The organism is Micromonospora sp. NPDC048930 (genome assembly GCF_043197935.1).
Lineage (GTDB): Bacteria > Actinomycetota > Actinomycetes > Mycobacteriales > Micromonosporaceae > Micromonospora.
In genome coordinates this window covers 583,315-609,710 of record NZ_JBICUB010000003.1, presented here as the reverse complement: position 1 = coordinate 609,710, position 26,396 = coordinate 583,315, and the positions used below count along the sequence as shown (strand labels likewise).

At 73.4% G+C, this 26,396-nt stretch carries 23 protein-coding genes and 1 riboswitch; of the genes, 14 read left to right on the top strand and 9 right to left on the bottom strand.

Translation table 11 applies throughout. The annotated features are described in order from the left end of the window. Window positions 1-10 precede the first annotated feature (10 nt). Window positions 11-493, top strand: a complete 483-nt coding sequence (locus ACGFI9_RS11610) for a hypothetical protein (protein ID WP_393177677.1) — start codon at window positions 11-13, stop codon at window positions 491-493. Between the two features lie 129 nt (window positions 494-622). On the opposite strand, the gene ACGFI9_RS11605 is transcribed toward ACGFI9_RS11610, so the two are convergent. Together ACGFI9_RS11605 and ACGFI9_RS11600 are read right to left on the bottom strand one after the other, a co-directional pair. Continuing rightward, window positions 623-1,846, bottom strand: coding sequence for an MFS transporter (locus tag ACGFI9_RS11605; protein WP_393177675.1), 1,224 nt, complete (start codon window positions 1,844-1,846; stop codon window positions 623-625). Continuing rightward, window positions 1,843-3,432 carry a class I adenylate-forming enzyme family protein gene (locus ACGFI9_RS11600; protein ID WP_393177673.1) on the bottom strand — a complete coding sequence of 530 codons (1,590 nt, stop codon included), beginning with the start codon at window positions 3,430-3,432 and terminating at the stop codon, window positions 1,843-1,845. The genes ACGFI9_RS11605 and ACGFI9_RS11600 overlap by 4 nt, the downstream gene beginning before the upstream one ends. A 348-nt stretch (window positions 3,433-3,780) precedes the next feature. Here ACGFI9_RS11600 and ACGFI9_RS11595 point away from each other — a divergent pair, with 348 nt between their 5' ends. The 5 genes from ACGFI9_RS11595 (at window position 3,781) to ACGFI9_RS11575 (ending at window position 9,958) form a co-directional block, all read left to right on the top strand. Then, the gene (locus ACGFI9_RS11595) at window positions 3,781-5,061 is read left to right on the top strand and encodes an SGNH/GDSL hydrolase family protein (protein WP_393177881.1); all 1,281 of its coding nucleotides are present in this window, start codon (window positions 3,781-3,783) and stop codon (window positions 5,059-5,061) included. A gap of 73 nt (window positions 5,062-5,134) precedes the next feature. Next, a complete protein-coding gene (locus ACGFI9_RS11590) occupies window positions 5,135-6,352 on the top strand; it encodes a cytochrome P450 (RefSeq protein WP_393177671.1) in 1,218 nt (405 codons plus the stop codon). Between the two features lie 9 nt (window positions 6,353-6,361). After that, entirely contained in the window at window positions 6,362-7,390 is a 1,029-nt protein-coding gene (locus ACGFI9_RS11585; RefSeq protein WP_393177669.1) for an alpha/beta hydrolase, read from the top strand. Then, complete coding sequence (locus ACGFI9_RS11580) at window positions 7,383-8,621, top strand: alpha-hydroxy acid oxidase (protein ID WP_393177667.1); 1,239 nt, start codon at window positions 7,383-7,385, stop codon at window positions 8,619-8,621. Before ACGFI9_RS11585 ends, ACGFI9_RS11580 begins: the two co-directional genes overlap by 8 nt. Further along, window positions 8,570-9,958: a PLP-dependent aminotransferase family protein gene (locus ACGFI9_RS11575; RefSeq protein ID WP_393177879.1), complete on the top strand. Its 1,389-nt coding sequence runs from the start codon at window positions 8,570-8,572 to the stop codon at window positions 9,956-9,958. Before ACGFI9_RS11580 ends, ACGFI9_RS11575 begins: the two co-directional genes overlap by 52 nt. Here ACGFI9_RS11575 and ACGFI9_RS11570 read toward each other — a convergent pair. Continuing rightward, window positions 9,936-10,985 carry a LacI family DNA-binding transcriptional regulator gene (locus tag ACGFI9_RS11570; protein WP_393177664.1) on the bottom strand — a complete coding sequence of 350 codons (1,050 nt, stop codon included), beginning with the start codon at window positions 10,983-10,985 and terminating at the stop codon, window positions 9,936-9,938. The genes ACGFI9_RS11575 and ACGFI9_RS11570 overlap by 23 nt on opposite strands. Before the next feature lie 82 nt (window positions 10,986-11,067). Next, on the bottom strand, window positions 11,068-13,614 hold the full coding sequence (locus ACGFI9_RS11565) for a GH32 C-terminal domain-containing protein (protein ID WP_393177662.1): 2,547 nt from the start codon (window positions 13,612-13,614) through the stop codon (window positions 11,068-11,070). A 238-nt stretch (window positions 13,615-13,852) separates the two neighbouring features. On the opposite strand from ACGFI9_RS11565, the gene ACGFI9_RS11560 reads away from it, so the two are divergent. The 6 genes from ACGFI9_RS11560 (at window position 13,853) to ACGFI9_RS11535 (ending at window position 19,908) form a co-directional block, all read left to right on the top strand. Next, on the top strand, window positions 13,853-14,941 hold the full coding sequence (locus ACGFI9_RS11560) for a substrate-binding domain-containing protein (RefSeq protein WP_393177660.1): 1,089 nt from the start codon (window positions 13,853-13,855) through the stop codon (window positions 14,939-14,941). Window positions 14,942-15,039: 98 nt separating this feature from the next. Further along, window positions 15,040-16,068 carry an ABC transporter permease gene (locus tag ACGFI9_RS11555; protein WP_393177658.1) on the top strand — a complete coding sequence of 343 codons (1,029 nt, stop codon included), beginning with the start codon at window positions 15,040-15,042 and terminating at the stop codon, window positions 16,066-16,068. Continuing rightward, window positions 16,065-16,907, top strand: coding sequence for an ATP-binding cassette domain-containing protein (locus tag ACGFI9_RS11550; protein ID WP_393177656.1), 843 nt, complete (start codon window positions 16,065-16,067; stop codon window positions 16,905-16,907). Before ACGFI9_RS11555 ends, ACGFI9_RS11550 begins: the two co-directional genes overlap by 4 nt. A gap of 48 nt (window positions 16,908-16,955) precedes the next feature. Further along, complete coding sequence (locus ACGFI9_RS11545) at window positions 16,956-17,885, top strand: carbohydrate kinase (protein ID WP_393177654.1); 930 nt, start codon at window positions 16,956-16,958, stop codon at window positions 17,883-17,885. A gap of 69 nt (window positions 17,886-17,954) precedes the next feature. Further along, on the top strand, window positions 17,955-18,206 hold the full coding sequence (locus ACGFI9_RS11540; protein WP_091658185.1) for a hypothetical protein: 252 nt from the start codon (window positions 17,955-17,957) through the stop codon (window positions 18,204-18,206). A 55-nt stretch (window positions 18,207-18,261) separates the two neighbouring features. Next, window positions 18,262-19,908, top strand: coding sequence for a ribulokinase (locus tag ACGFI9_RS11535; protein WP_393177652.1), 1,647 nt, complete (start codon window positions 18,262-18,264; stop codon window positions 19,906-19,908). Window positions 19,909-20,063: 155 nt separating this feature from the next. On the opposite strand, the gene ACGFI9_RS11530 is transcribed toward ACGFI9_RS11535, so the two are convergent. The 5 genes from ACGFI9_RS11530 to ACGFI9_RS11510 form a co-directional block, all read right to left on the bottom strand. Beyond that, a complete protein-coding gene (locus ACGFI9_RS11530; protein ID WP_393177650.1) occupies window positions 20,064-21,482 on the bottom strand; it encodes a glycine hydroxymethyltransferase in 1,419 nt (472 codons plus the stop codon). Window positions 21,483-21,500: 18 nt separating this feature from the next. Then, window positions 21,501-21,590: riboswitch (ZMP/ZTP riboswitch) on the bottom strand. A gap of 83 nt (window positions 21,591-21,673) precedes the next feature. Then, window positions 21,674-22,174: a hemerythrin domain-containing protein gene (locus tag ACGFI9_RS11525; protein ID WP_393177648.1), complete on the bottom strand. Its 501-nt coding sequence runs from the start codon at window positions 22,172-22,174 to the stop codon at window positions 21,674-21,676. 111 nt (window positions 22,175-22,285) lie between these two features. Further along, the gene (locus tag ACGFI9_RS11520) at window positions 22,286-23,776 is read right to left on the bottom strand and encodes a S8 family serine peptidase (protein WP_393177646.1); all 1,491 of its coding nucleotides are present in this window, start codon (window positions 23,774-23,776) and stop codon (window positions 22,286-22,288) included. Window positions 23,777-23,924: 148 nt separating this feature from the next. Further along, window positions 23,925-24,788, bottom strand: coding sequence for an NAD(P)H-hydrate dehydratase (locus ACGFI9_RS11515; protein WP_393177644.1), 864 nt, complete (start codon window positions 24,786-24,788; stop codon window positions 23,925-23,927). Further along, window positions 24,772-25,503, bottom strand: coding sequence for a histidine phosphatase family protein (locus ACGFI9_RS11510; RefSeq protein WP_393177642.1), 732 nt, complete (start codon window positions 25,501-25,503; stop codon window positions 24,772-24,774). The genes ACGFI9_RS11515 and ACGFI9_RS11510 overlap by 17 nt, the downstream gene beginning before the upstream one ends. 167 nt (window positions 25,504-25,670) lie before the next feature. Here ACGFI9_RS11510 and ACGFI9_RS11505 point away from each other — a divergent pair, with 167 nt between their 5' ends. Next, window positions 25,671-25,901, top strand: coding sequence for a hypothetical protein (locus ACGFI9_RS11505; protein WP_393177640.1), 231 nt, complete (start codon window positions 25,671-25,673; stop codon window positions 25,899-25,901). A gap of 166 nt (window positions 25,902-26,067) precedes the next feature. Then, the gene (locus tag ACGFI9_RS11500; protein WP_393177638.1) at window positions 26,068-26,394 is read left to right on the top strand and encodes a hypothetical protein; all 327 of its coding nucleotides are present in this window, start codon (window positions 26,068-26,070) and stop codon (window positions 26,392-26,394) included. Window positions 26,395-26,396: the final 2 nt, after the last annotated feature.

The following is a 26,396-nucleotide window of genomic DNA, read 5'->3' as shown; positions in this document are numbered from 1 at the left end:
GGTGACGTGGATGCAGGTGGCGGTGTGCGGGCCGGCGCGGGCCACCCCTACCGAGCTGGCGCACGCCCGGCGGGTGGGGGAGTTGCTGGCCGAACGCGGGGTCACCGTGCTCTGCGGCGGGGGCGGCGGAGTGATGGCCGCCGTCGCCGCCGGCGCCCGCGCCCGCGGTGGCCTGGTCATCGCGGTACGCCCCGACGACGGCACCGACCCCGGTACCGTCGACGTCTCCGCGTACCTGGTCACCAACATGGGGCAGGCCCGCAACGCGATCCTGGTGTGGAGCGCGGACGCGGTGATCGCCGTGGGCGCGTCCTGGGGGACGCTCAGCGAGGTGGCCCTGGGCCTGCGCCGGGGCGGCATCCCGGTCGTCGTGCTCGGCGGCTGGCGGATCGTCGACGCCCACGGCGAGCCGGTCCCCGGCCCGATCCACGTCGACACCCCGGAGGCGGCGGTCCGCGCCGCCGGCGCCTCGCCCGACGTGGCCGGCAACTGAGCCTGGCCGGTCACGGTCGGTAAGGTCCATGGAGGCAGAACCATCCGTGAGCGATATGTCTCAGAGTCATAAATATGTCGCTGAGACATATCGCCTGAAGCACCGACCCACCGAGCCGGCGGATCGGCGTCAGGCGGCCGGTGAGACCGCCGGCTCCGGCGCCGGACGGTCCGACCGGGACCGGGTCAGCAGCAGCGGCCCGACCGTCAGCGCCAGGCAGGCCACCGCCATCACCAGCAGCGCCGGGGTCAGCCCCAGCAACGCCACCGACCAGCCGCCCAGCAGCGCCCCCAGCGGCAGGCCGAGGAACGCCACCGACCCGGAGATGCCCAGCACCCGGGTCTGCAACGACTCCGGCACCCGCTCGTAGAGGGCCGCGCCGAGCAGCGGGTTCACCGCCGCGATGGCGATGCCGGACAGGAACGTCACGGTGAGCACCACGGCGACCCGGTCGCTGAGGGCGAGCGCCAGCAGCCGGGGCGCCCCGCTGAGCGTCAGGCCGAGGGCGAAGGTGAGCCGGCGGGGCAGCCGCGGGCCGGCCAGCGTGAACAGCAGGTTCCCCAGCAGCGCGCCGCCGGAGAACACCCCCAGCACCAGGCCGAAGCCCGCCGGGTCGCCGAGCACCCGGTCGACCCAGAGCGGGATCCAGACCGCGACGCTGGCGTTGGCGAACATGTTCGACGCCGACACCACCACCAGCATGGTCAGCAGCACCCGGTCGGTACGCAGGTAGCCGAAGCCGCCGCGTAGCGCGCGCAGGTAGCTCTCCCGGGGGGCCGGCCGGGCCGGGGCGGGCGGCCGGACCAGCAGGCCGATCAGCAGCGCGCAGGCCGCGAACGTGGCCGCGTCGAGCCAGATCGCCCGGGTCACCCCGACCCAGTCAATGAGCAGCCCGCCGAGCACCGCGCCGAACAGCGTCATGCCCCGGGTCAGCCCGTCGTAGGCGGAGGTGAGCCGGATCAGCGGCACCCCGGCCCGCTCGGCGGCCGGCTTGAACAGCACGTGTTTCACCCGGTCGCCGATGCCGCGCAGCCCGCCGGCCACGGCGACCAGCGCCAGCAATGCCCCGAACCCGAGCCAGGGGGCCAGCGCCACCACCGCCATCGCCGCCGCGCTGGCCGCGTCCACGGTGACCGCCGTGCGGCGCACCCCGAACCGGTCCGCCCACGGGGTCGCGAGCGCGCTGGAGAGCATGTACGGCAGCGTCTCGGCCGCCGCGACCAGGCCCATCCGGGTCGGGCTGCCGGTGGTCTCCAGCACCAGCCAGGGGATGGCCACCACCGAGATCCGGGTGCCGAGGTTGGACAGCAGGTCGGCGCCGACCAGGGTGTACAGTTCCCGGCGCGGGGTCACGCCGAGCTGCCGATCACCGTGCCCACCGACTCCGCGTCGGTCGGGTGGGCGGCCGCGTACCGGGCGCGCAGGGCACGCTTGTCCACCTTGGCCGAGCGGTTGAGCGGCAGCGCGTCGACGAACTCCACCGCGCCGGGCGCCCAGGTCTCGCTCAGCTCCCGGGTCACCAGCGCGATCAGCTCGTCGCCGGTCACCGCCGCCCCCGGCGCCGGCACCACGTACGCGTACGGCAGCTCCCCGGCGACCGGGTCCGGCACGCCGATCACCGCGGCGGCGCGTATCTCGGGGTGGGCGGCGAGCACGTCCTCGATCGGGCGGGAGTAGATCGGCCAGCTGCGCTGCCGGGTGAGGATCCGGTCCTGGAGCCGGTCGACCAGGTAGAGGTAGCCGTCGTCGTCCAGGTGGCCGATGTCGCGGGTGCGTACCCAGCCGTCGACCAGCGTCTCGGCGGTCAGCTCCGGCTGGCCGTGGTAGCCGGCGAAGCTGAGCTTCGTGCGCACCCACACCTCGCCGTCCTGGCCCGCCGGGAGCACCCGGCCCTCGGCGTCGCGGATCTCCACCGCCACGTCCCCGTACGGCCGGCCGCAGGAGCGCAGCCGCTCCGGGTGCTCCGGGTCGTCGGTCAACCCGGGCAGCGCGCAGATCACCACCGCCTCGCTGAGCCCGTACACGATGCGCAGGCACGGGCCGAAGCGGGCGATCGCCTGCCGCAGCCGGGCCGGCGCGGCGGGCCCGGCGCCCACGTTGAACATGAACATGGCGGAGAAGTCGGCCCCCGGCAGGGTCGGGTGGTCGAGCACCTCGTAGAGCATCGGCGGGGTGACGAAGGTCGAGGTGAGCCGCTCGGCGTCCACGGTCCGGATGAACGCCTCCGGGTCCCAGCGCTCGCGCAGGAACAGCACCCCGCCGGTGAACAGGTTGAACAGGGTGGTGATCTGGCCGCTGGCCAGCCACATCGGCGAGTGCGACAGGTGCCGCAGCAGCGGGAAGCCGGCCGCCCGGAAGTCCGCGGCCAGGGTGAGGATCTGCTGGTAGAAGCTCTCCCGGTGGTGCACCAGCTTGGGGGTGCCGGTGGTGCCGCTGGTCTGCAGGAACGACTCCGGGGTGGGCACGTCGGCGGGCAGGTCCGCCGCCGCGTCCAGGGCGGCGGTGAGGTCCGGTCCCGCGCCGCCGGGGCCCAGGCAGAGCACCGGTACGCCGGACAGCCCGGCCGCGATCTCCGGCCCGAGCGAGTCGCCGTCGCGGGCGTCGTAGACGAAGGCGTCCGGGCGCGCGAGAGCGACGAACTCGTCGACCTCCCGCCGGGAGGTGACCGGGGCGACCCACATGGTGCGGCAGCCGAGCAGGTGCAGGGCGAGTTGGAGCAGCGGGCCCTGGACCGCGTTGCCGAGCATCACCAGCACCCCGTCGCCGGGGCGTACGCCGTGCCGCAGCAGCACGCCGGCCAGCCCGCGCACCTCGGCGGCGACCTCGCGGTAGGTCAGCCGGCGGCCCCCGCCCACCAGCGCCTCGCGGTCGCCGAAACCGGCGAACAGCTCCAGCGCCCGCTGCACGTAGGACGTCGGTCGGTCGGCGCCGTCAGTCATGGCAGAGCCCCCATCGTGAGCCGCGGGCGGCCCGCGGGGGATCCGCCCGCGCAGGCCGCCGAGAACAGCGTCCGGGCAGGTGGGAGCCGGGACGCGACGACAGGTGCCAGGGTCGGCGACCGCACCGCCGCCGGTTCGAGGGTAGGCACCTCGGGTCCGGACAGGACAGACCCGAACGGTGGCCGCCGGCACCCCGAGGACATTTGATCATGTCGATAGGGTTGATTGACGCTCGTCTTGGCGGGCGGCTAGTTTCCGGTCCATCGCCCGGGCATCGTTGTCGATCCGACCGTGCCCGGGGCTGCCGACGATGGAGGATCAATGCCGACCCCGAAGAGATGGCACGTCATAGCTTCCGCCGCCACGCTGCTGATCGCCGGCACCCCGGCCGTCACCGCGAGCGCCGGCCCGGCCGACCCCGACAGCGCCCTGCGCGGACGCAGCGAATGGGCGGCGAGCTGGGCCGCGGCGGTGACCCGTGGCAACACCGTGGGCCTGACCAACACCGGCCTGAACAACCAGAGCATCCGGATGACCGTGCAGACCACCGTCGGCGGCGACCGGCTCCGGGTCCGGCTGACCAACCTCTACGGCGAGCAGGCCGTGAAGGTCGGCCACGCCACCGTCGCCCGGCCGAACGCCGCGACCGAGGACCGCTCCGACATCGACCCGGCCACCCTGCGGGAGCTGACCTTCCAGGGCGCCGCCTCGGCCACCATCAACAAGGGCGCGGAGTTGCTCAGCGACCCGCTGGACTTCCCGGTCGACGAGCAGGAGGACCTGGTCGTCACCCTGTACTTCCCGGTGCTCACCGGGCCGGTGTCGTTCCACGGCCAGTCTCGGGTCACCAACTTCATCGGCGCCACCGACCTCACCACCGCCGCCGGCGGCGCGGGCTTCACCATCAAGCCGAACTGCTGCTGGATGTTCCTCTCCGGCATCGACGTGGAGCGGCGGATGAGCCCCGGCGCCGTGGTCGTCCTCGGCGACTCCATCGGCGACGGCAACGGCAGCACCGTCAACGAGGACCGGCGCTGGCCCGACCTGCTCGCCGAGCGGCTCATCGACGCCCGGCCCGAGGTCCGCACCCCCGGGGTGCTGAACCTGAGCCTCTCCGGCAACCGGCTCAACCACGAGGGCACCGAGCCCGGCGCGGGCGGCTTCCCGGGCTACTACGAACTCGGCCCGAACGCCCTGGCCCGGCTCAACGAGGACGTCTTCCCGCAGACCGGGGTGCGCACCGTCATCACCCACCTGGGCATCAACGACATCTGGATGAACGGCGACAGCGCGGAGAGCATCATCGCCACCCTGCGCCAGATCAACCAGCAGGCCAGGGAGCGCGGGCTGACCAGCCTGGTCGGCACCATCACCCCGTACGAGGGCAACGGCGGCCCCGGGGTGTGGACCGAGGAGAAGGAGGCCACCCGGCAGGCGGTGAACGCCTGGCTGCGCGGGGCGGGCGTGGCGGAGTTCGACGGCGTGCTCGACTTCGACGCGGTGCTGCGCGACCCGGCGCACCCGAGCCGGCTGCTGCCGGCGTACGACGCCGGCGACCACATCCACCCGAACGACAGCGGCGCGCAGGCCATGGCGGACGCCGTACCGCTGCGGCTGCTGGGCCTGTGACACCAGCCGGGGGGCGGCGTCGGCACCACGCCGGCCCCCGCCGCTCATCCATTCCTGGGGAGGACCGACCGCCGTGGACGTCGACGAGATCCTGACCGGCCTGTACAGCGAGCAGGGCCGGCAGAACCCCTATCCCTGGTACGCGGCCCTGCACGAGCGCGGGCCGATCAGCGCCATCCCGACCCGGGCCGAGCACAGCACCGTCACCGCCGTCGCCGGCGGGTACGACCTGGTCGACCAGGTGCTGCGCGACCCGGAGTGGTACAAGGGCTTCCCGCCGGGCTGGGAGCAGCAGGAGATCCTGCGCACCTTCCTCACCTCGATGATGTTCACCAACCCGCCCGACCACACCCGGATGCGGGCGGTCTTCGCGAAGACCTTCACCCCGCGCCGGCTCGGCGCGCTGGAGCCGGTGATCGCCCGGGTCGTCGAGGAACGCCTGGACCGGATGGCCGAGGCCGGCGCCGGCGGCGCCGAGGTGGACTTCGTGGCCGACTTCGCGTACCCGGTGCCGGCGCTGGTGATGGCCGAGTTCATCGGCCTGCCGGAGGCGGACCTGCCCTGGTACCGGCAGCGGGTGGACTGGATCGACGAGTACATGGATGTCGCCGGCAAGACCCCGGAACGGCTGGCCCGCGCCAACCAGGCCGCCGAGGAGCTGCGCGTCTACTACCGGAACCTGATCGCCCACCGGCGGCGGCAGCCCGGCGAGGACCTGATCAGCGGGCTGGTCGAGGTGCTGGACGCCGGCGGGGTGGAGCTCACCGAGGGGGAGCTGATCAGCAACCTGATCGTGCTCTTCAACGCCAGCTTCGTCACCACCGTCTACATGTTCAGCAACGGCCTGCCGCTGCTGCTGGCCCACCCCGAGGTGGTCACCGGGCTGCCCGGCGACGACCCGCTGGCCCGGGGCTGCGTGGACGAGATCCTGCGGATGGAGAGCCCGGTGCACTTCCTGGCCCGCTCCGCGCCGCGCGACACCGAGCTGGGCGGCGTGCCGGTCCGGGCGGACGAGAACGTGCTGCTGCTGATCGCCGCGGCCAACCGCGACCCGGCCCGCTTCCCTGACCCGGACCGGTTCGACCCGTACCGGGACGGCCCGCCGTCGCTCGCCTTCGGCGTGGGGCTGCACTTCTGCCTCGGCTCGGCGGTGTCCAAGCTGGAGGGGCGGCTCGCCCTGCCCCGGCTCTTCGCCCGCTTCCCCCGGCTGGCCGTCACCCAGCCCTTCACGTACAGCGGCAGCCTCTTCCTGCGCGGCATCGACAAGCTCTTCGTCACCACCGGCAGCTAGGAGACGACCATGGCCCTCGACCCGCAGGTGGTCGCGTGGCGGGCCGCGCGCGCGGCCGCCGGCACCGCACCGCTCTACACCCAGACCCTGGCCGAGGCCCGCGCCGCCGACCTCGCCGCGATCCGCGCCGGCTCCGGCGCGGTCGAGCCCGTCCACGAGGTACGCGACACGCAGGTCCCCGGCCCGGACGGGCCCCTGCCGGTGCGGATCCACCGGTCGGCCGGGGACGGCCCGCTGCCCACCCTGGTCTACTTCTTCGGCGGTGGCTGGACCCTCGGCAGCGTGGACACCGCCGACGGGATCTGCCGCCGGCTGGTCAACGCCACCGGCTGCCAGACCGTGACCGTCGGCTACCGGCTGGCCCCCGAGCACCGCTTCCCGGCCGCCGTGGACGACTGCTACTCGGCGCTGCGCTGGCTGGCCGCGCACGCCGACGAGGTCGGTGCCGACCCGGAGCGGCTCGCCGTCGGCGGGGACAGCGCCGGTGGCAACCTGGCCGCCGCGGTCACCCTGCTGGCCCGCGCCGACGGCGGCCCCCGGCTCGTCGCCCAGCTGCTGGTCTACCCGAACACCGACCAGCGGCCCGGTCGCTTCGACGACTCCAGCTCGGCGCGTCTGGCGCCGCGCAGCGACCTGGAGCCGTCGCCGGCCGACGAGGACCCGCTGCTGTTCAACCGGCACTCCGTCGCCTGGTACCGGCAGCACTACCTGGCCGACCCGGCCGACGCGGCCCACCCGCTGGCCTCGCCGCTGCTCGCCGAGGACCTCGCCGGGCTGCCCCCGGCGCTGGTGATCACCGCCGAGCACGACCCGCTGCGCGACGAGGGGGAGCGGTACGCGGCCCGGCTCCGCGACGCCGGCGTCCCCACCGAGGCGACCCGCTACGAGGGGATGATCCACGGCTTCTTCGCCATGCCCGGCGTGTTCGACGCCGGGCGGCGGGCCCAGGAGCAGGCCGCCGCCTTCCTGCGCGACCGGTTCGGGCTGACCGCCGCGGGCGTCGCCGGCCCGGCGGCGGACGGGGCGACGCATGGCTGATCCCGCGGTGACCGTGGCTCCGGACCTGCCCGGCGCTCCGGCCGCGTCCGGCGAGCCGCCCGCCGGTGGCACCGACACGGCCGTGCCGTCCGGCGGTCCGGCCGCGGACGCTCCGGTGCCGGTCGCCGGCAGCGGCTCCGCCGGGACGTTCGTCCCGCCCGCCGGCCTGGCCGACTTCGCCGAGCTGGCCCGGGCGGTGCTGCCGCCCGACGTCTGGGACTTCGTCGAGGGTGGCAGCGGCGCGGAGACGACCCTCGCCGCCAACCGGGCCGCCCTGGACCGGGTGGCGGTGCTTCCCCGGGTGCTGACCGGGCTGGACACCCCGCGTACCGAGGCGGCGCTGCCCGGCGGGACGTCCGCGCTGCCGGCCGCGGTCGCGCCGATGGCGTACCAGAAACTGCTGCATCCCGAGGGTGAGGTGGCCCTGGCCGCCGCCGCCCGGGCGGCCGGGGTGCCGTACGTGGCCAGCACCGTGGCGAGCGCGCCGCTGGAGGAGGTCGCCGCGGTCGGCGGCACGGTGTGGTTCCAGCTCTACTGGCTGCGCGACCGGGTGATGGTCGCCGATCTGGTGGACCGGGCGCGGGCCGCCGGCTGCACGGCGCTGATGGTCACCGTGGACGTGCCGGTCCTCGGCCGGCGGCTGCGCGACGTGCGCAACGGGTTCGCCCTGCCGCCGCAGGTCACCGCGGCCAACCTGGCCGGTGGCCGCGACGACCTGGCCCACCAGGGCACCCCTGGACGGTCCGCCGTGGCCGCGCACACCGGCGCCGTCTTCCACCCCGCGATGAGCTGGGCGGACCTGGCCTGGCTGCGCGAGCGTACGCCGCTGCCGCTGGTGGTGAAGGGGGTCCTCGACCCGCGCGACGCGGTGCGCGCGGCGGAGACCGGGGCGGACGCCGTGGTGGTCTCCAACCACGGCGGGCGGCAGCTCGACGGCGCGCCGGCGTCGGCGACCGTGCTGCCCGAGGTGGTGGCGGCCGTGGGGGAGCGGTGCGCCGTGCTCTTCGACGGCGGGGTCCGCAGCGGCACCGACGTGCTGCGCGCGCTCGCCCTCGGCGCCACCGGCGTGCTGGTCGGCCGGCCCCTGCTCTGGGCCCTGGCGGCCGGTGGCCGGGCCGGCGCCGAGGCGGCCCTGGCGCTGCTCGCCGCCGAGCTGCGTGACGCGCTCACCCTCGCCGGCTGCGCCGACCCGGCCGCGGCGCGGCAGCTGCGCACGCTGATCGGAGGCTGACCGTGGAACCGGTGGACCTGACCGTGGCGGCCCTGCACGCCAGTGTCGACGACCCCGCGCTCAACTCGATGAACTTCCTCAACGAGGTGGCGCAGCACTACCCGGACGCCGTCTCGCTCGCCGCCGGCCGGCCGTACGAGGAGTTCTTCGACGCGGGCGTGCTGCACACGTATCTGGACACCTTCCGCCGGCACCTCGCCGACGACCTCGGGCTCAGCCCGGTCCAGGTGGACCGGACCCTGCTCCAGTACGGCCGGACCAAGGGTGTGGTGCACCACCTGATCGCCCGCAACCTCGCGGTGGACGAGGGGATCACCGTCGACCCGGAGACGATCGTGGTGACCGTCGGCTGCCAGGAGGCGATGTTCCTGGTGCTGCGGGCGTTGCGGGCCGGGCCGCGGGACGTGCTGCTCGCCGTCGCCCCCACGTACGTGGGGCTGACCGGGGCCGCCCGCCTGGTCGACCTGCCGGTCCGCCCGGTCACCGGCGGCCCGGACGGGATCGACCTGGCCGACCTGCGGGAGCAGCTGCGCCGGGCCCGGGCCGAGGGCCTGCGCCCACGCGCCTGCTACGTGATGCCGGACTTCGCCAACCCGTCCGGCGTCAGCATGGACCTGGCGCAGCGGCGCCGGCTGCTCGACCTCGCCGCCGAGGAGGAGCTGCTGCTGCTCGAGGACAACCCGTACGGCCTGTTCCCGGCCGGTACCGCCGGGCGGCTGCCCACCCTGAAGGCGCTGGACACCCGGCGCCGGGTGGTCTACCTCGGCTCGTTCGCCAAGACCGTGCTGCCCGGCGCCCGGGTCGGGTACGTCGTCGCCGACCAGCGGGTGGCCGCCTCGGACGGGACGGTCGGGCCGCTCGCCGACCAGCTCGCCAAGATCAAGAGCATGGTCACCGTGAACACCTCGCCGATCGCGCAGGCGGTGGTCGGCGGGGCGTTGCTGGCCCACGACTGCTCGCTGGTCGCGGCCACCGTGCGGGAGCGGGCCGCGTACGCGCGCAACCTGCGCCACATGGTGGACGGCCTGGCCCGCCGCTTCCCGGCCGGCGGCCCGGTGCGGTGGAACGTCCCGGCCGGCGGCTTCTTCGTGGTGGTCACCGTGCCGTTCGGGGTGGACGACTCGTTGCTGCACCGTTCCGCCCGCGAGTACGGGGTGCTCTGGACCCCGATGGCGCACTTCTACGACGACGGCGCGACGGTGAACGCCCTGCGGTTGTCGGTCAGCGCGGTGACCCCGGACCAGATCGACCTCGGGCTGGACCGGCTCGCCGCGCTGGTCACCGACGAGCTGGCGGAGCCGGCCGGCAGCGTGATCAGTGGCGGTGCGGCCCGCTGATCTCGCCGGACCCCCGGGGGATCAGCCGGGTTGCCACGAGGTGCGTACGGGGTCGCCACTGCTCGCCGTCCAGCCGCCGGAAGATCAGTGACGCGGCGACCCGACCCATCTCGGACGGGTCCTGGGCGATCACCGTGACCGCCGGTTGCAGCAGGTCGGCCAGGGGAAAGTCGTCGAAACCGACGAGGGCCACGTCGTGCTGCCGGCCGAGTTCCTGCAGGGCGCGGATGGCCCCGATGGTGACCATGTTCTGCGAGGTGAACAGCGCGGTCGGGGCCCGGTCGTCGCGCAGCAGCCGCCGGACCGCCTCCACCGAGTCCCGCTCGGTGTGCAGGTCGTGCACCATCGTGGCCGGCCGGATGCCGTGGTCGCTCAGCGCCTCCTTGAAGCCCTGCGCGCGTTGCCGGGCCGTGGCGATGGTCTGCAGGTCGCCCAGGTACGCGATGTCCCGGTGCCCGTGGGCGACCAGGTGGTGCGCCGCCGTGGCGGCGCCGTGGTGGTTGTCGGAGAGGACCGCGTCGACCGCCAGGCCGACCGGTGGCCGGTCGACGAACACGGCCGGCGTGCCGGCGGCGATCTCCCCGGCCAGGTAGCTCTGGTCGTCGCTGGCCGGCACCACGACCAGGGCGTCGGCCTGCCGCATGGTGAAGGCGTGCACCAGTTCCCGTTCCCGGTCCGGGCTCTCGTCGACGCTGCCCGCGAAGATCAACACTCCCCGGTCCCGGGCGGCGTCCTCGAGGGCCCGGTGCAGGGCGGCCGAGAAGGGGTTGGCCAGGTCCTCGAGGATCGCCGCGATCGCGGCGCTGCGGCCGTTGGACCGCCGGAGGCTGCTCGCGGTGAAGTTCGGCCGGTAGTCCAGCTGGGCGATCGCCCGGCGTACCGCGGCGGTCTTCGGGGCGGAGACGCCGGCCTCTCCGTTGACGACCCGGGAGACGGTCTTCGTGCTCACCCCGGCGAGCAGCGCGACGTCCCGGAGGGTGGGCCGGGCCTTGACGCCGGTCGGCGGGGCGGAGACGGCAGCGTGCATGGCGCTCCTACCAGGGGCTGTGGTGCGGTCGGGGGCCAGGGCCTGCCCGGTGGCCCCCGACCGCTGGTGATCGACTCTCAGGTTATCGCCACACCGACCGCAACGGCCGGATGGTGAGCGACCGCACCACCACCTCGCCGCCCTCGGCGAAGAGGCGGGTCTGGTCGCTGGTGGCCGCGGGGAAGATCTGGTCGGTGATCGTGGTCTGCCCCGCTCCGCCGAAGACCTCGACCGAGGAGCGGTCCAGGTAGACGGTCATCCGCACCCGGTTGCCGTCCACCGACAGCGGGCCGGAGTGCACGCCGGGGAAGAGCGGGCCGACGTCGACCTGCCCGGAGCGGGTCCGGTCGACGAAGAGGCGGCCCGCCCCGGCGTCGTACCCGATCAGCGTCCGGTCCTCGCCGCCGCCGCGGACCTGGAGGCCGAACCGGTGGGCGTCGCGGAGTTCGAACTCCGCCTGGATCTCCAGTACGGTGCCGTCCGCCGCCGGGGGCAGGTCGTGCACCCCGGGACGCACGGTGGCGTCGCGCACGGTGAACGCCGGGCCCGCGCCGCGCAGGCTGGTGAGCTGCGCGACCGGCTCCTGGACCAACCGCGGCGCGCCGTCGATCGTCTTCAGCGCGAACTCCCGCGGCAGGGCCATCGCGCCGCGCCACGGCGCGGTCGGGATGGTGCCGGCGTATTGCCAGTTGTTCATCCAGCCGATCGCGACGCGCTTCCCGCCGGGGGCGTTGTTGTAGGTGACCGCCGCGTAGTAGTCCTTGCCGTGGTCGAGCCAGTCGAAGCGGTCGAGTTCGCTCTGCGCCGGCCGGTCGGCGAACATGACGTGGTCGACGAGGATGTGCCCCCAGCCGCCTGAGTTGAAGTCGTTGATCTCCAGGTGGGCCCGCCGGCCGGCGAGGTCGCGTACGTCCCAGCCCACCCAGTCCAGGCGCTCGCTGTCCGTGCCGGTGGCGGTTCGGACCACCTGGCCGTCGACCACCAGGTTGACGGCGGTCTCCACGGACCGGGGCAGCACCGCCTCGTCGGTGGCGATGACGTGGTCGACCAGCAGGTGGCCCCACCCGCCGGTGTTCTCGTCGACGATCCGAAGCTGCGCGGTGCGACCCCGGAACTCGCTCACGTCCCAGCTGCGCCAGTTCATGAAGCCGGAGAAGTTACCGGTGGCCGTCCGCACCACCTGGCCGTCCACCAGCAGTTCGACCACGGTACGGGCGCCGGCGTCCAGGTGACCGCCGGCCCCGACGAGCAGGCTCAGGTGGTTGCGGTTGATGGTGAAGCCGGGTGAGGTCAGGGTGCCGGTCGTCGAGTCGGCCTCGAAGAAGGTGGTGAGCAACTTGTCGCCGACGTGCCCGCGCTCCCATCGGGCCGGGCCGACCACCGGCGCGCGGTCGCGCAGGCCGCCGGTCGCCGTCCAGCCCGCCTGCTCGTACGTCTGGCCGTCGGGCAGCTCGAAGCCGATCACGGGTTCGGCGCCGGCCGGCACGAAGTCGGTCGTCGTGCCGGGCAGGTGCGGGTGGGCGCCGCCGCCGACCAGGAGGTTCAGGTAGCCCCGGTCCAGGGTGAAGTCGGGGGAGACCATCCGGCCCCGGGGCGCGTCGAAGCCGAGGAAGCTGTTCACCAGGGCCCGGCCGCGGAAACCACTCACCTGCTGCTGGCCCGGCACCGTGCCCGGGTACGGACCGGAGCCGAACGGCCCCGGCCCCAGGACCGGATCGTTCTCCACCGTCCAGCTGGCGTAGCCGTCCTCGAAGTCGGCGAAGAGTGTCCCGGCCGGTGGCTCCGCCTCCCCGTTCACCACGTTGTCCGCGGTGAACGTGGTGCCGTCCCAGTCGCCGACGAAGTACTGCGAGCCCGAGCCGCCGGCCACCGCACCGGGGTTGAGGTTGACGATCAGGACCCACCTCGTATGTTGCGGGTCGCCGTCGACCGGCAGCTCGAACAGGTCCGGCACCTCCCAGACGCCGCCGACCGCGTTGGCCGGCCCGAAATCGCTGAGGTGGCTCCACGAGCGCAGGTCGGCGGAGCCGTAGAAGCTCACCTTGTGCTCGGTGGCGCGGACCACCGCCATGGTCCACCGGCCGGACTTGGTGTCCCAGAAGACCTTGGGGTCACGGAACTCCCGCGAGCCCAGGTCCAGCACCGGATTCCCGGCGTACTTCGTCCAGGTGCGACCCCGGTCGGTGCTGTACGCCAGCGACTGCGCCTGGATGCCGGTCGCCGGGTACCAGCTGGTGTATACCGCGACCATCGCCGGCGCGCCCGGACGGCCGAAGCCGGAGGTGTTCTTCTCGTCGACGACGACCGACCCGGAGAAGATGTGTTCGTCCGTCGAGCGCGGGATGGCCAGCGACAGCTCCTCCCAGTGCACGAGGTCCCGGCTGACCGCGTGCCCCCAGGACATGTTCCCCCACTGCGTGCCCTCGGGGTTGTACTGGTAGAAGAGGTGCCACTCGCCGTCGTACCAGACGAGCCCGTTCGGGTCGTTCGTCCAGTTGCGCTCGGGGCTGAAGTGCAGCTGCGGTCGGTACGGCTCGTCCCGGGTCGACGTCCCGGCGGTGGCCGCGCCCGGCACCGCCGCCACGAGCATCGCGGCCGCGGACGCGGCCAGCCATCGGCGGATTCTCATCCACATCTCCGTCCATCGTGACGCCCGCGCCGACGGGTCGGGCACCGGGCGTGGGGTGGTGGCGGTGAATCCTCCGGACCGCTGACATCGATGTCAAGAGTTACCTACGAGTTACGAGTCGGTGAGAGAAAAACGCTCGACAAGGCATTGACATCACACGGTGGCTGCCCCGAAACTTCGCTGACATCGTTGTCATCTCCGCCACGGCCCCGGCCGTGGGGCCTTGATGGGAGAACACATGATCCAGCGCATCGGCCGCCGCCGCGCCGTCCTGCTGGCCGCCGCCACGGCGGTGACCAGCATGGCCGTCAGCGGGTGCGGTGACAGCTCGGGCGACGGCGGTTCCGGCGACGGCGGCAAGACCGTCGCCGTTTCGCTGATCACCAAGAACTCCACGAACCCGTTCTTCGTGACCATGCAGCAGGGCGCGAAGAAGGCCGCCGAGGCCGAGGGTGTGAAGCTCACCCTGGCCGCCGGCAAGGAGGACGGCGACGAGGCCGGCCAGGTGCAGGCGATCGAGGACGCGATCGCCCGCGGCGACGAGGGCATTCTGATCACCCCGAACGGCCCCGGCGTCAACCCGGCCATCAAGAAGGCCCGCGACGCCGGGCTCTACGTGATCGCGCTGGACACCCCGCCGGACCCCGCCAACACCGTCGACATCACGTTCGCCACCGACAACTTCAAGGCCGGCGAACTGATCGGCAAGTGGACCGCGTCCCAGCTCGCCGGCAAGCCGGCGACCATTGCGCTGCTGGATCTGTTCAACGACAAGGTCGTCTCCGTCGACTACAACCGGGACCAGGGCTTCCTGACCGGCATGGGCATCGACACCGCCGACAAGAAGAAGAACGGCGACGAGGCCAAGACGGGCAGCTACTCCGGCGGCACCTACACCATCGCGTGCAACGAGCCGACCAACGGCGCCGAGGACGGCGGCCGGACCGCGATGGAGAACTGCCTGACCAAGAACCCGAACATCAACGTCGTCTACACCATCAACGAGCCGGCCGCTGTCGGCGCGCACAAGGCGCTCCAGGCGGCCGGCAAGACGCAGGGCGTCCTGGTCGTCTCCGTCGACGGTGGCTGCGACGGCGTGAAGCAGGTCAAGGACGGCGTCATCGGCGCCACCTCGCAGCAGTACCCGCTGAAGATGGCCGAGCTGGGCGTGCAGGCGATCAAGAAGATCGCCACCGGTGGGGAGAAGCCGAAGGCCTCCGACGGCCTTGACTTCTTCGACACGGGCGTCGCGCTGGTCACCGACAAGGCGGCCAGCGGGATCGAGAGCATCACCAGCGCCGACGCCGCCCAGCGCTGCTGGGGCTGAGCCACCCCCGCCGCGGTCGAGGGCCCGGGGCCTCCTCCGCCCCGCACCCTCGGCCGGGCATCCCGTCCGCCACCGCCGACACCGGCAGGGAGCCTCCGATGACCGCCACGACCCCACCGACCACCGCCGCGCAGCAGTTCGCGCTGCGCCGGCACTCACCGCTGCAACGCGTTCAGCACCTCCTGCACGCGCACCCGGCGATCAGCCCGTTCCTCGTGCTGGTCGCGTCGTTCGTCGTCTTCTCCACCCTCAACCCGCGCTTCGCCTCGCCCAACTCGCTGTCGCTGGTGCTGCAGCAGGTGGCGGTCATCGGCGCGCTCGCCGTCGGGCAGACGCTCATCATCCTGACCGCGGGCATTGACCTGTCGGTCGGCGCGATCGTCATCCTGGCCATGATGCTGGCCGCGAAGCTGGCCGAGGGGCAGGGGTTGCCGGGCGCCCTCGCCGTCCTGCTGGCCGTCGCCGTGGGCGCCGCGGCCGGGGCGCTCAACGGCGCGCTGGTGACCCGGTTGAAGCTGCCGCCCTTCATCGTCACGCTCGGCACGCTCAGTGTCTTCACCGCGATCGGGCTGCTCTACTCGAGCGGCCAGAGCGTGCAGGCCACCGACCTCCCGGCGGTGCTCAGCTGGACCGGTGAGTCCTTCCCGCTCGGCCGGTTCCGGATCACGATCGGCGTGATCGCGGTGGTCCTGCTGTACCTGGCGGTGGGCTTCGCCCTGGCGAAGACCGCCTGGGGGCGGCACGTCTACGCCGTGGGCGACGACAAGGAGGCCGCCCGGCTCGCCGGCATCCGGGTCGACCGGGTCCTGCTGAGCGTCTACCTCGTCGCCGGCGCCATCTACGGCCTCACCGCCTGGATCCTCATCGGACGCGCCGGGGCGGCCAGCCCGAACGCCATCACCGACGCCAACCTGGAGAGCATCACCGCCGTCGTCATCGGCGGCACCAGCCTCTTCGGCGGCCGGGGCGCCGTGCTCGGTACCCTGCTCGGCGCGCTGATCGTCGGGTTCTTCCGCAGCGGCCTCTCCCTGGCGGGAGTGGACGACCAGTACCGGGTACTCGCCGTGGGCGTGCTGGTGATCCTCGCCGTGGCCGTCGACCAGTGGATCAGGAAGGTGAGGTCATGACCGCCACCACCACGCACACCCCCGCCGGCCGGCCGGGCAGCACGGACAGCGGGCAGCGTACGCCGGTGCTGTCGGCCCGGGGCCTGGTCAAGACGTTCGGCAAGGTCGTGGGCCTGGACGGGGTGGACCTCGACCTGTACCCGGGCGAGGTGCTCGCCGTCATCGGGGACAACGGCGCCGGGAAGTCCACGCTGATCAAGTGCCTGACCGGGGCACTGATCCCCGACGCGGGGGAACTGTTCCTGGAGGGGAAGCCGGTGCAGTTCAAGCGCCCGCAGGACGCCCGGGACGCCGGGATCGAGACGGTCTACCAGACCCTGGCCGTGGCGCCAGCGCTGGACATCGCGAGCAACCTCTTCCTCGGCCGGGAGAAGCGCCGACGGGGAGTCCTCGGTTCGGTGTTCCGGATGCTCGACCAGAAGGCGATGCGCCGGGAGGCGGAGCAGGCGCTCGCGGACCTCGGGATCGGCACGCTGCAGAATGTGGCGCAGGCGGTCGAGACCCTCTCGGGCGGCCAGCGCCAGGCGGTCTCGGTGGCCCGGGCCGCGGCCTTCGGCAGCAAGGTGATCGTGCTCGACGAGCCCACCGCGGCGCTCGGCGTCAAGGAGTCCAACCAGGTGCTGCGGATGATCGAGGAGCTGCGCACCCGGGGGCTGCCGGTCATCCTCATCAGCCACAACATGCCGCACGTGTTCGAGGTGGCCGACCGGATCCACATCCAGCGGCTCGGCCGGTGCGCGGGCGTGGTCACGCCGGCGTCGCACACGATGCCCGAGGCGGTGGCCATCATGACCGGCGCGACCACGATCGAGGAGACGCCGGGCCGGCGGGCGGGCTGACCCGCCGCCGATGCGACCGGGTCCAGGTGGCCCGGGAAAGGAAGACAGTTGATCACGGTTGTCGGCGAGAGCCTGGTGGACCTGATCGAGGAGCCGACGGGCGAGGCGACCGCCCACCCGGGTGGCAGCCCGGCGAACGTGGCGGTCGCGCTCGCCCGCCTCGGCGAGCCCACCACCCTGCTCACCCAGCTCGGTGACGACGCGTACGGGCGGCTGCTCCGCGCCCACCTGGCCGGCAGCGGCGTACGGCTGGATCCGGCGTCGGTGCCGGACCTGCCGCGCACCAGCGTGGCCCGGACCGAGGTGGGCGCCGACGGGCAGGCCCGGTACGACTTCGCCATCGAGTGGCGGTCCTTCCCCGACCTCGCTGGAGTGGCCGGTGGCAGTGCCTGCCTGCACACCGGGTCGCTCGCCACCGTCCTCGAACCGGGCGCCGACGACGTGCTGGCGCTGGTACGGGAGCGGCGGGCAGGCGCGACGATCAGCTTCGACCCGAACTGCCGCCCGTCCCTGACCGGCGACGCGGCGCGGGCCCGGTGGCGGGTCGAGGAACTGGTCGCGGTCTCGGACCTGGTCAAGGTCAGCCGGGAGGACCTGGACTGGCTGCACCCGGGACAGTCGCCCGACCGGGTGGCCCGGCGCTGGCTGGAGCTGGGCGCGATTCTCGTGGTGGTCACCCTCGGCGCGGACGGGGCACTGGTGGTCACCCGGCAGGGAGCACGGCGGGTGGCCGCGCCACGGGTGGCGGTGGTGGACACCGTCGGCGCGGGTGACGCGTTCACCGCGGGACTGTTGGCCGCGCTGAGCGAGCGTGACCTGCTCGGTGCCGCCCGGCGTTCCGCGCTGCGCGCCGCCGGCCCGGAGCTGCTCGACGCCGTACTCGGCGAGGCCGCCGCGGTGGCCGCGTGGACCTGCGGGCGGCGGGGCGCGGACCCGCCCACCCGGGCCGAGCTGGCCGGTCTCACCGCCCCGGCGTGACAGCGCGGTGTCGTCGTTCCGCCACCACCCGTGTTCCCGAGCGAAGATCCGTCCGTAGATAATGGACGGATGGTTGCCTGGGAGTACGCGTTGCTGGTCCGCCGCTATCAGGGGCAGGGCCGCAACTTCCACGTGTCGTTCGTCTGGTACGCCCCGGACGGGTCGCGCACCGACGTGACCGCGTACGGCGACACCGCCATCGCGCACCTCAACCGGGTCGGCCGGGAGGGCTGGGAGCTGGTCTCCGCCGCCGAGGACGTGAACAACGTGCAGGGCAGCACCGAGGTGCACCGCTACCACCTCAAGCGGCCGCTGCGCTGACCCGTTAGCCTGTCCCCCCAGCGCCGACCCCCGGCGGTGGGGGAGGGAGCCACGGGTGGGTCGGTACGTGGTCGGGGTGGACTTCGGGACGCTCTCCGGGCGGGCCGTCGTGGTCGACGTGGCCGACGGCGCGGAGCTGGGCAGCGCCGTCCACCCGTACCCGCACGGGGTGCTCACCGAGCGGCTGCCCGACGGGCCGCCGCTGCCTCCGGACTGGGCGCTGCAGGACCCGGCCGATCACCGGGACGTGCTGCGTACGGCGGTGCCCGCCGCGGTCCGCGCCGCCGGCGTCGACCCGGCCGACGTGGTCGGCATCGGCCTCGACGCGACCTCCTGCACGATGCTGCCCACCCGCGCCGACGGCACCCCGCTCGCCGAGCTGACCGTGCTGCGCGGGCGCCCGCACGCCTGGCCGAAGCTCTGGAAGCACCACGCCGCGCAGCGGCAGGCCGACCGGATCACCGCGCTGGCCGCCGAGCGGGGCGAGTCCTGGCTGCCCCGCTACGGGGGCCGGGTCTCCGCCGAGTGGCAGTTGGCCAAGGCCCTCCAGGCGCTGGAGGAGGACCCGGAGGTCTTCCACCGGGCCGAGCGGTGGATGGAGACCGCCGACTGGCTGGTCTGGCAGCTCTGCGGACGCCCGACCCGCAACGCCACCGCCGCCGGCTTCAAGGGCCTGCGGCAGGACGGGCGGTACCCGAGCGCCGACTTCCTGGCCGCGCTGCACCCCGAGCTGCCCGCGCTGCTGCCGAAGATCGACGGTCAGCTGCTGCCGCCCGGCGGCCGGGCCGGTGGGCTGACCCCCGAGGCGGCCCGGTGGACCGGGCTGGTGGGGGGGACAGCGGTGGCCGCCGGCGGCGTCGACGCCCACGTCACCGCCGCGGCGGCCGGCGCGGTCGCGCCCGGGCGGATGCTCGCCGTGCTCGGCACCTCCACCTGCCTGATCATGAACGCGGACAGCTGCCGGGAGGTGCCGGGCGTCTGCGGCGTCGTCGACGGCGGGGTGACCGCCGGCCGGTGGGGTTACGAGGCCGGGCAGAGCGGCGTCGGGGACATCTTCGCCTGGTACCTGGACCGCGCCCTGCCCGCCGGGTACGCCGAGGAGGCCCGGCGGCGCGGCGTGCCGGTGCCCGAACTGCTCGACGCGCTCGCCGCCGACCAGCCGGTGGGCGGGCACGGCCTGCTCGCGCTGGACTGGCACAGCGGCAACCGCTCGGTGCTGATGGACCACGAGCTGAGCGGGGTGCTGGTCGGGCTCACCCTGGCCACCCGGCCCGCGGAGATCTGGCGGTGCCTGCTGGAGGCGACCGCGTTCGGGGCCCGCACCGTGGTCGAGGCGTTCGAGGCCGCCGGGGTACGCGTCGACGAGCTGACCGCCGCCGGTGGGCTGACCGCCAACCGGCTGCTGCTGCGCATCTACGCCGACGTGCTGCGCCGGCCGCTGCACGTGGTCGACACGGCGCACCCGGCCGCGCTGGGCGCGGCGATCCACGCGGCGGTGGCCGCCGGGGCGTACCCCGACGTGGAGACGGCCTCGGCGGCGATGGCCGCGCCGCGCCGCGAGACCTGGCACCCCGACCCGGCCCGGGCCGCCGCCTACGACGAGCTGTACGCCGAGTACCGCGCGCTGCACGACCACTTCGGCCGCGGCGGCACCGAGGTCCTGCACCGCCTCCGCGCCCTCCGCCGCCGCGCCACGTCCTGACCGCCCATCACACTAGATCCACGATCCAGTAGCCTCGTTCGCTCTCCGACCCCACTACATCCCGGATTGAGCGCGATCATGCCCCTGAGCGGGAAATGGCGACGCCCCGCGCCGGGTGGGGCCGGGCGGGGCGTCGGGGAAAGGCAGGAGGCCGGTCAGCCCAGGTCGACGGCGGGGTAGAGCGGGAACTTGGCCAGCAGCTCACTGGCCTGCTTGCTCACCTTGTCGGCCAGGGCCGGGTCGAGCACGTACTTCGCCTTGGACTCGCCGGGGGCGGTCTGGCTGAGCACGGTGTGGATCAGCTCGGCGGTGGCGTCCATCTCGGCGGTGCCGAGGCCCCGGGTGGTCAGCGCCGGGGTGCCGATCCGGATGCCGGAGGTGTACCAGGCGCCGTTCGGGTCCTGCGGGACCGCGTTGCGGTTGGTCACGATGCCCGAGTCGAGCAGCGCCTGCTCGGCCTGCCGGCCGGTCAGGCCGTACCCGGAGACGTCGATCAGCACCAGGTGGTTGTCGGTGCCGCCGGTGACCAGCTTCGCGCCCCGGCGCAGCAGCCCCTCGGCGAGGGCCTGGGCGTTGGCGACGATGCGCTGCGCGTAGTCGGCGAAGTCGGGGCGGCGGGCCTCGGCCAGGGCCACCGCCTTGGCGGCCATCACGTGCGGCAGCGGACCGCCGAGCACCATCGGGCAGCCCCGGTCGACCTGGTCGGCCAGCTCCGGGCCGCAGAGCACCATGCCGCCGCGCGGGCCGCGCAGCGACTTGTGGGTGGTGGTGGTGACGATGTGCGCGTGCGGCACCGGGTCGAAGTCGCCGGTGAAGACCTTGCCCGCCACCAGGCCGGCGAAGTGCGCCATGTCGACCATGAAGGTGGCGCCGACCGAGTCGGCGATCTCCCGCATGATCCGGAAGTTGACCTTGCGGGGGTAGGCCGAGTAGCCGGCGACCAGGATCAGCGGCTTGAACTCGCGGGCCGCCTCGGCGACCCGGTCGTAGTCGATCAGGCCGGTGGCCGGGTCGGTGCCGTAGCTGCGCTGGTCGAACATCTTGCCGGAGATGTTCGGCCGGAAGCCGTGGGTCAGGTGGCCGCCGGCGTCCAGCGACATGCCGAGCATCCGCTGGTTGCCCAGCTCGCGGCGCAGCGCGAACCAGTCCGCCTCGGTGAGGTCGTTGACCTGGCGTACCTGGGCCTTCTTCAGGGCCGGGGACTCCACCCGGTCGGCCAGGACCGCCCAGAAGGCGACCAGGTTGGCGTCGATGCCCGAGTGCGGCTGCACGTACGCGTGCGCGGCGCCGAACAGCTCCTTCGCGTGCTCGGCGGCGAGCGCCTCGACGGTGTCGACGTTCTGGCAGCCGGCGTAGAAGCGGCGGCCGACCGTGCCCTCGGCGTACTTGTCGCTGAACCAGTTGCCCATGGCCAGCAGGGTGGCGGGCGAGGCGTAGTTCTCGCTGGCGATGAGCTTGAGCGACTCGCGCTGGTCGGCCAGTTCCGCCCCGATGGCGTCCGCCACCCGCGGCTCGACGGCGCGGATCACCTCCAGCGCGCTGCGGAAGGCGGTGGATTCGGCGTTCAGCGACATGCGACCTCCTGGTGACGTGCGGAAGGCCCAGGCGCTCGGCGTGCGTCCTCATGACGGGACCGCTTCCCGATGGTTCTCCATCCCCACGCGCCAGTCACGGCCCGCGCCGATCCTACCGGGTCCGCCCCGGCCGCCCCGGCGACCGGGGTGACCTGGCGGGACCCGGCCAGGGCCGGGTCCCGCCGTCGGGGTCAGGCGACGACCGCGTCCAGGGACTTCTTCAGCGCCTTCGGCGCGGCCGGGGTCTTCGGCGCCTTCTTCCGCAGCTCGATCATGCGCTCACCGATCTCCTGGAGTTGGTTGCGCCCGAGCGCCTCGCGGACCTTGGGGAACCACTCCTGTTCCTCCTCCTCCACGTGGTGCAGCACGCTCTCGATCAGCACGGTCGTCTTGGCGTTGTAGCGCTCGTCGTCCGGGTCCAGCGTGAAGAGCTCGAAGCAGAGCACGTCCGCGACGTGGTGCTCCTCGTACGACTCCAGGATGTCGTCCTCGATGTCCGGGACCAGCCGGCGGACCTCCGGGTACATCACCTCGTTCTCCAGGTACGTGTGCACCGTGAGGGCCTCGAGGATCTGCTTGACGATTTCCTGGCGTTCGCTCGCCGGAGCGTCCTCCGCGTCCTGGAAGGCCTTGAACAGGCGGCGGATCTCCTTGTGGTCCTCTTTGAGCAGGACGATGGCATCGGTGGACACCCGTGACCTCCTAGAGTCGGCTGATGTCGCCCCCCTACCCTCGGCCGGAGCTGGACAAACGGGTGGGGCCCGGCGACGCGTCGCCGGGCCCCACCGGGGTTGCCGCTGCCGCTATTTCACCACGTTGTAGGCGTCGACCATCCCGGCGCCGTAGAACGAGTTACGCGCGCCGCCGGAGCAGGTCGCGTCGTAGGCGTGCGGGCCGGACGAGATCAGCGGAACCGGGTTGTAGACGCCCGCCGGGCAGGACTGCGCCACCGACGTGCCCTCCAGGAACGCCGCCAACGCGCCCGGGGTCAGCCCGGGGTGCGCCGACAGCGCCAGCGCCGCGACGCCGGTGACGTGCGGGCCGGACATCGAGGTGCCCTGCTTGTACCCCCACCCGTTGGTGCGGGTGGCGGTGTTGAAGGTCGTCGACAGGATCCCGTCGCTCAGCGTCGAGCGCACACCCTGGGTCCGGAACCGGGTGTCGCCGCCCGGCGCGGTCACGTCCACCACGCCCAGGCCGTACGAGGAGTAGTAGCTCTTCGCGCCGGTCCGACCGACCGCGGAGACGGTCACCACGCCCGGAGCCTCGGCCGGCAGGTCGAGGCAGGCGCTGTTGATGTCCCGGATCTCCTGCTGGTCCTCGGGCACGTCGTCCGGGCTACCGGTGTCGACCGTCTTGTGGGCCAGGTCGACGTTGGAGTTGCCCGCGGACGCGATGTTGAGCACGCCCTTGGACTGCGAGTAGCGGATGGCCCGCTGCACCGCCTGCCAGATCGGGCGCTGACGTGCGTCGTTGCGGCAGTTGAACTCCCACGGGTCGATGTAGTAGCTGTTGTTGGTCAGCTGCATCCCATGGTCGGCAGCCCAGACGAAGCCGCAGATCGCAGCCTCGGGGTAGATGAACTGCGCGTCGTTGACCACCTTGACGGCGGCGACCTTGACGCCCGGCGCAATGCCGGTCACGCCTTCGCCGTTGACGGCGGCGGCGATGGTGCCGGCCACATGGGTGCCGTGGTCGCTGGTGGTCGGGTTCCAGGCCGCCTCGGAGGTGTTGGGCACACCGCCGATGCAGGACACGCTCTTGTCCTTGGCGATCTGGGTCTTCAGGTCCGGGTGGCTGCTGGAGATGCCGCTGTCCAGCACGCCGACGACGACGTTCGAGCTGCCGGTGGTCACCGCGTGGGCCTGTGGCAGGTGGATCATGTCCATGTCCCACTGCTGGCCGTACATGGGCTCCTTGGTCGGGTCGCCGGTGGCGTTGGCGACGTCGGCCGCGGAGACCTCCACGGTCTCCCCCTCGTCGAGGGCCGTGCCCAGGCCGGCGGTGGACGCGACCGACTCGACGCCCGCGCCCGCCACGTCGGTGGCGAAGTTCGGGTTGGTCGAGCGGACGACGAGCACGCCGATCTGGTCGTAGCTGGCCACGACGGTGCCGTTGGCGGCCGCCACGCGGGCGGCGGCCTGGCTGGTGTTGGCGCCCTGCGGGGCGAGGACCAGATACGAGGTGTCCGGTCCGGCGGCCGCCGCCGGAGCCAGCCCGCCGGTGAGGGCGAGGCCGACGCCGAGCGTCATGGCGGACGCGGCGGCCAGTGTCTTGCGACGAAGGTTCTTCACACAGACTCCCAGGGGGCCGATCCGGCCGGGCCACACTCCCTGGTGGGAAGCGGGCCGGCGGAAAACGAGCAGGTTGCTCGCCTTTGAGGGACCAGCGTAGGGAGCCGGGTGTGGTGTTACACACACCCGAATGGACGAACAACAGCCGTCAGATGGTGGCCAACGTGTAGGGGATTTCGTCCAGCAGTTCGCGGGCGAGGAAACCGATCCGCCCGTACCGGGGGACCAGGCGTTGGCCGCTCACCGCGTGCGCGAACGCCGCCCAGCACGCGGCCTGCGCCGGCTCGGCGCCCCGGGACAGCAGGCCGGCGAGGAGCCCGGCGCGGACGTCCCCGCTGCCGGAGGTGCCCAGGCCGGCGTCGCCGCTCTCCTCCCGCCAGCACCGCCCGTCCGGCGTGGCGATGTGGCCGTAGAGCGAGACCACCGCGTCGTACCGGCGGGCCAACTCGACCGCCTCGGCGTCGAGGTCGTCGCCCGGTTCGCGGTCGAGCAGGTGCCGGGCCTCGGTGAGGTTCGGCGTGAGCACCACCTTGCGGCCCGAGCCGACCAGCAGGTCCGGCTCGTGGCTGAGCGCGCCGAGGGCGTACGCGTCGAGCACCAGCGACGTCTCCCGACCGGCCGCGTCGAGCACCAGGTGCACCAGCCCCCGGGTGGCGTCGATGTCCTTGAGCCCGGGGCCGACGGCCACCACGTCCGCCTCGGCCACCAGGCCACCGAGCAGGTCGCCCGGGTCGCCCCGCACCGCGCCGCCGTCCATCTCGGGCAGGCCGACCACGAGCGCCTCGGGGACCTGGATGCTCAACGCGGCGGCGGTGGACTCGGCGGCGGCCAGTTGCAGCACGCCGGCCCCGGCGCGCAGCGCGGCCACCCCGGCGAGCAGCACCGCCCCGGGGGTGAACCGCGACCCACCGACCACCAGCACCGTGCCGCGGGCCTCCTTGCCGCCCGTCGGCACGGGCAGCGCCCAGTCCCGCAGCAGCGCGGCCGTGATCACGTCAGACCGGCTCGGCATGGACCTCGTCCTCCCGGGTCGGGCGCGCGCCCTGCCGATGCAGGTGGGCGACGTCGTTGAACAGCTCCAGGGCCAACCGGCCGGACGCGTCGGCGGACCAGCCGGTGATCGAGCAGTTGGCGATGACGTGCTGCCGGGTCAGCGCCATCAGCTCCTCCTCGGTCAGCCCGTCGACCAGGTAGCGCAGCAGGAAGACCAGCGCGTCGTGGCCGAAGAGCAGCACCCTCCCGCCGGCATGGTCACGGCGCAGGTCGCCGAGGAGGGCACGCAGCCGCAGCGCCACGTCGGTCCAGGACTCGCCGCCGGGCGGCCGGTAGTAGAACTTGCCCAGCCGGGCCCGGCGCTCCGCCTCGGACGGGTAGCGGCGTCGGACCCCGTGCGGGGTGAGCCCGTCGAGGATGCCCAGCTCCCGGTCGCGCAGCCGCTCGTCCCGGGTGACCGGGACGCCGGCGCCGGCCAGCGCCAGCTCGGCGGTCCGCACCGCGCGCAGGTACGGCGACACCACCGCCACGTCGGGCCGGCGCCCGGCCGGCAGCCCGGCCAGCCAGCGGCCGGTCGCCCGGGCCTGCTCCTCGCCGGTGGGCGACAGCGGCACGTCGGCGTCCCGGTGGGTGAGGTCGATCAGCTCGGCGCCGGACGCCTCGGCGGCGGTCGCCGCGACGTTCGCCGTGCTCTCGCCGTGCCGGACGATCCAGAGCGCCGCCAGTTCCGCCATGCGGCAACCGGTACCCGGCCCCCGCGCCGGGTAACCGTGCCGGCCGGCGGATCACCTCGGGGACGATCCGCCCACCGTCCCCGTCGCGAGATGGTGGCGTGAACCGCCCGACCCGGGGTAACCGCTGGCTCGACCGACACGGACAGGGGAGGTAAGCCGTGGCAACCATGACCAAGGAACAGATGAGCCCGGTTCGGGACAAGAACTACGACCTGATCCACACGCTGCAGATGTCGTTGGAGAACATCTACCGGATGGATACGTACATCTCCGACGCCGAGCAGCGGGGCGACACGGAACTCGCCAGCTGGTTCCGCAAGATCCAGGAGAACAACCGCAAGGCCGGTGACCAGGGCAAGCAGATGCTGATGAACCGCATGCAGCAGGAAGGGCGCTGAGCACCGACGCCGCCGGGACCGGACCGACGAGTCTCGTCGTGGCCGGTCCCGGCAGCACGCAGCTCCCGCGTCGCCGGCCCGACTGACCGCTGTCCCGTACGGGGCAGCGGGCGGACGCGTCGATGGAGGACAATGTCCCGTCCGACGCGACGGGACGGAGTCACCGATGACGGTCCTCAAGGGTCTGCGGGAAGCCGGCGTGCTGTTCGTGATCGCGCTGGTCGTGGTCGCCGTCGCCGCCGGCGCGTGGGTCGCGGTGGCCGGCGGCGACTTCGTCAACCGGTTCGGCGTCGCCCTGGTCGTCGTCGGGGCGTTGCTCGGGGTCACCGGCGACCTGACCCTGAGTCGGATCGGCATGCTGGACGCCCGGGCCACCTTCGGGCTCGCGCCCGAGCAGGAGACCGGCGGCGGCGGTCGCGTCCTCACCGGCGTGGGGATCTTCCTCTTCGTCGGGCTGCCGCTGGTCGCGGCCGGCGTCCTGCTCGTCAGCTGACC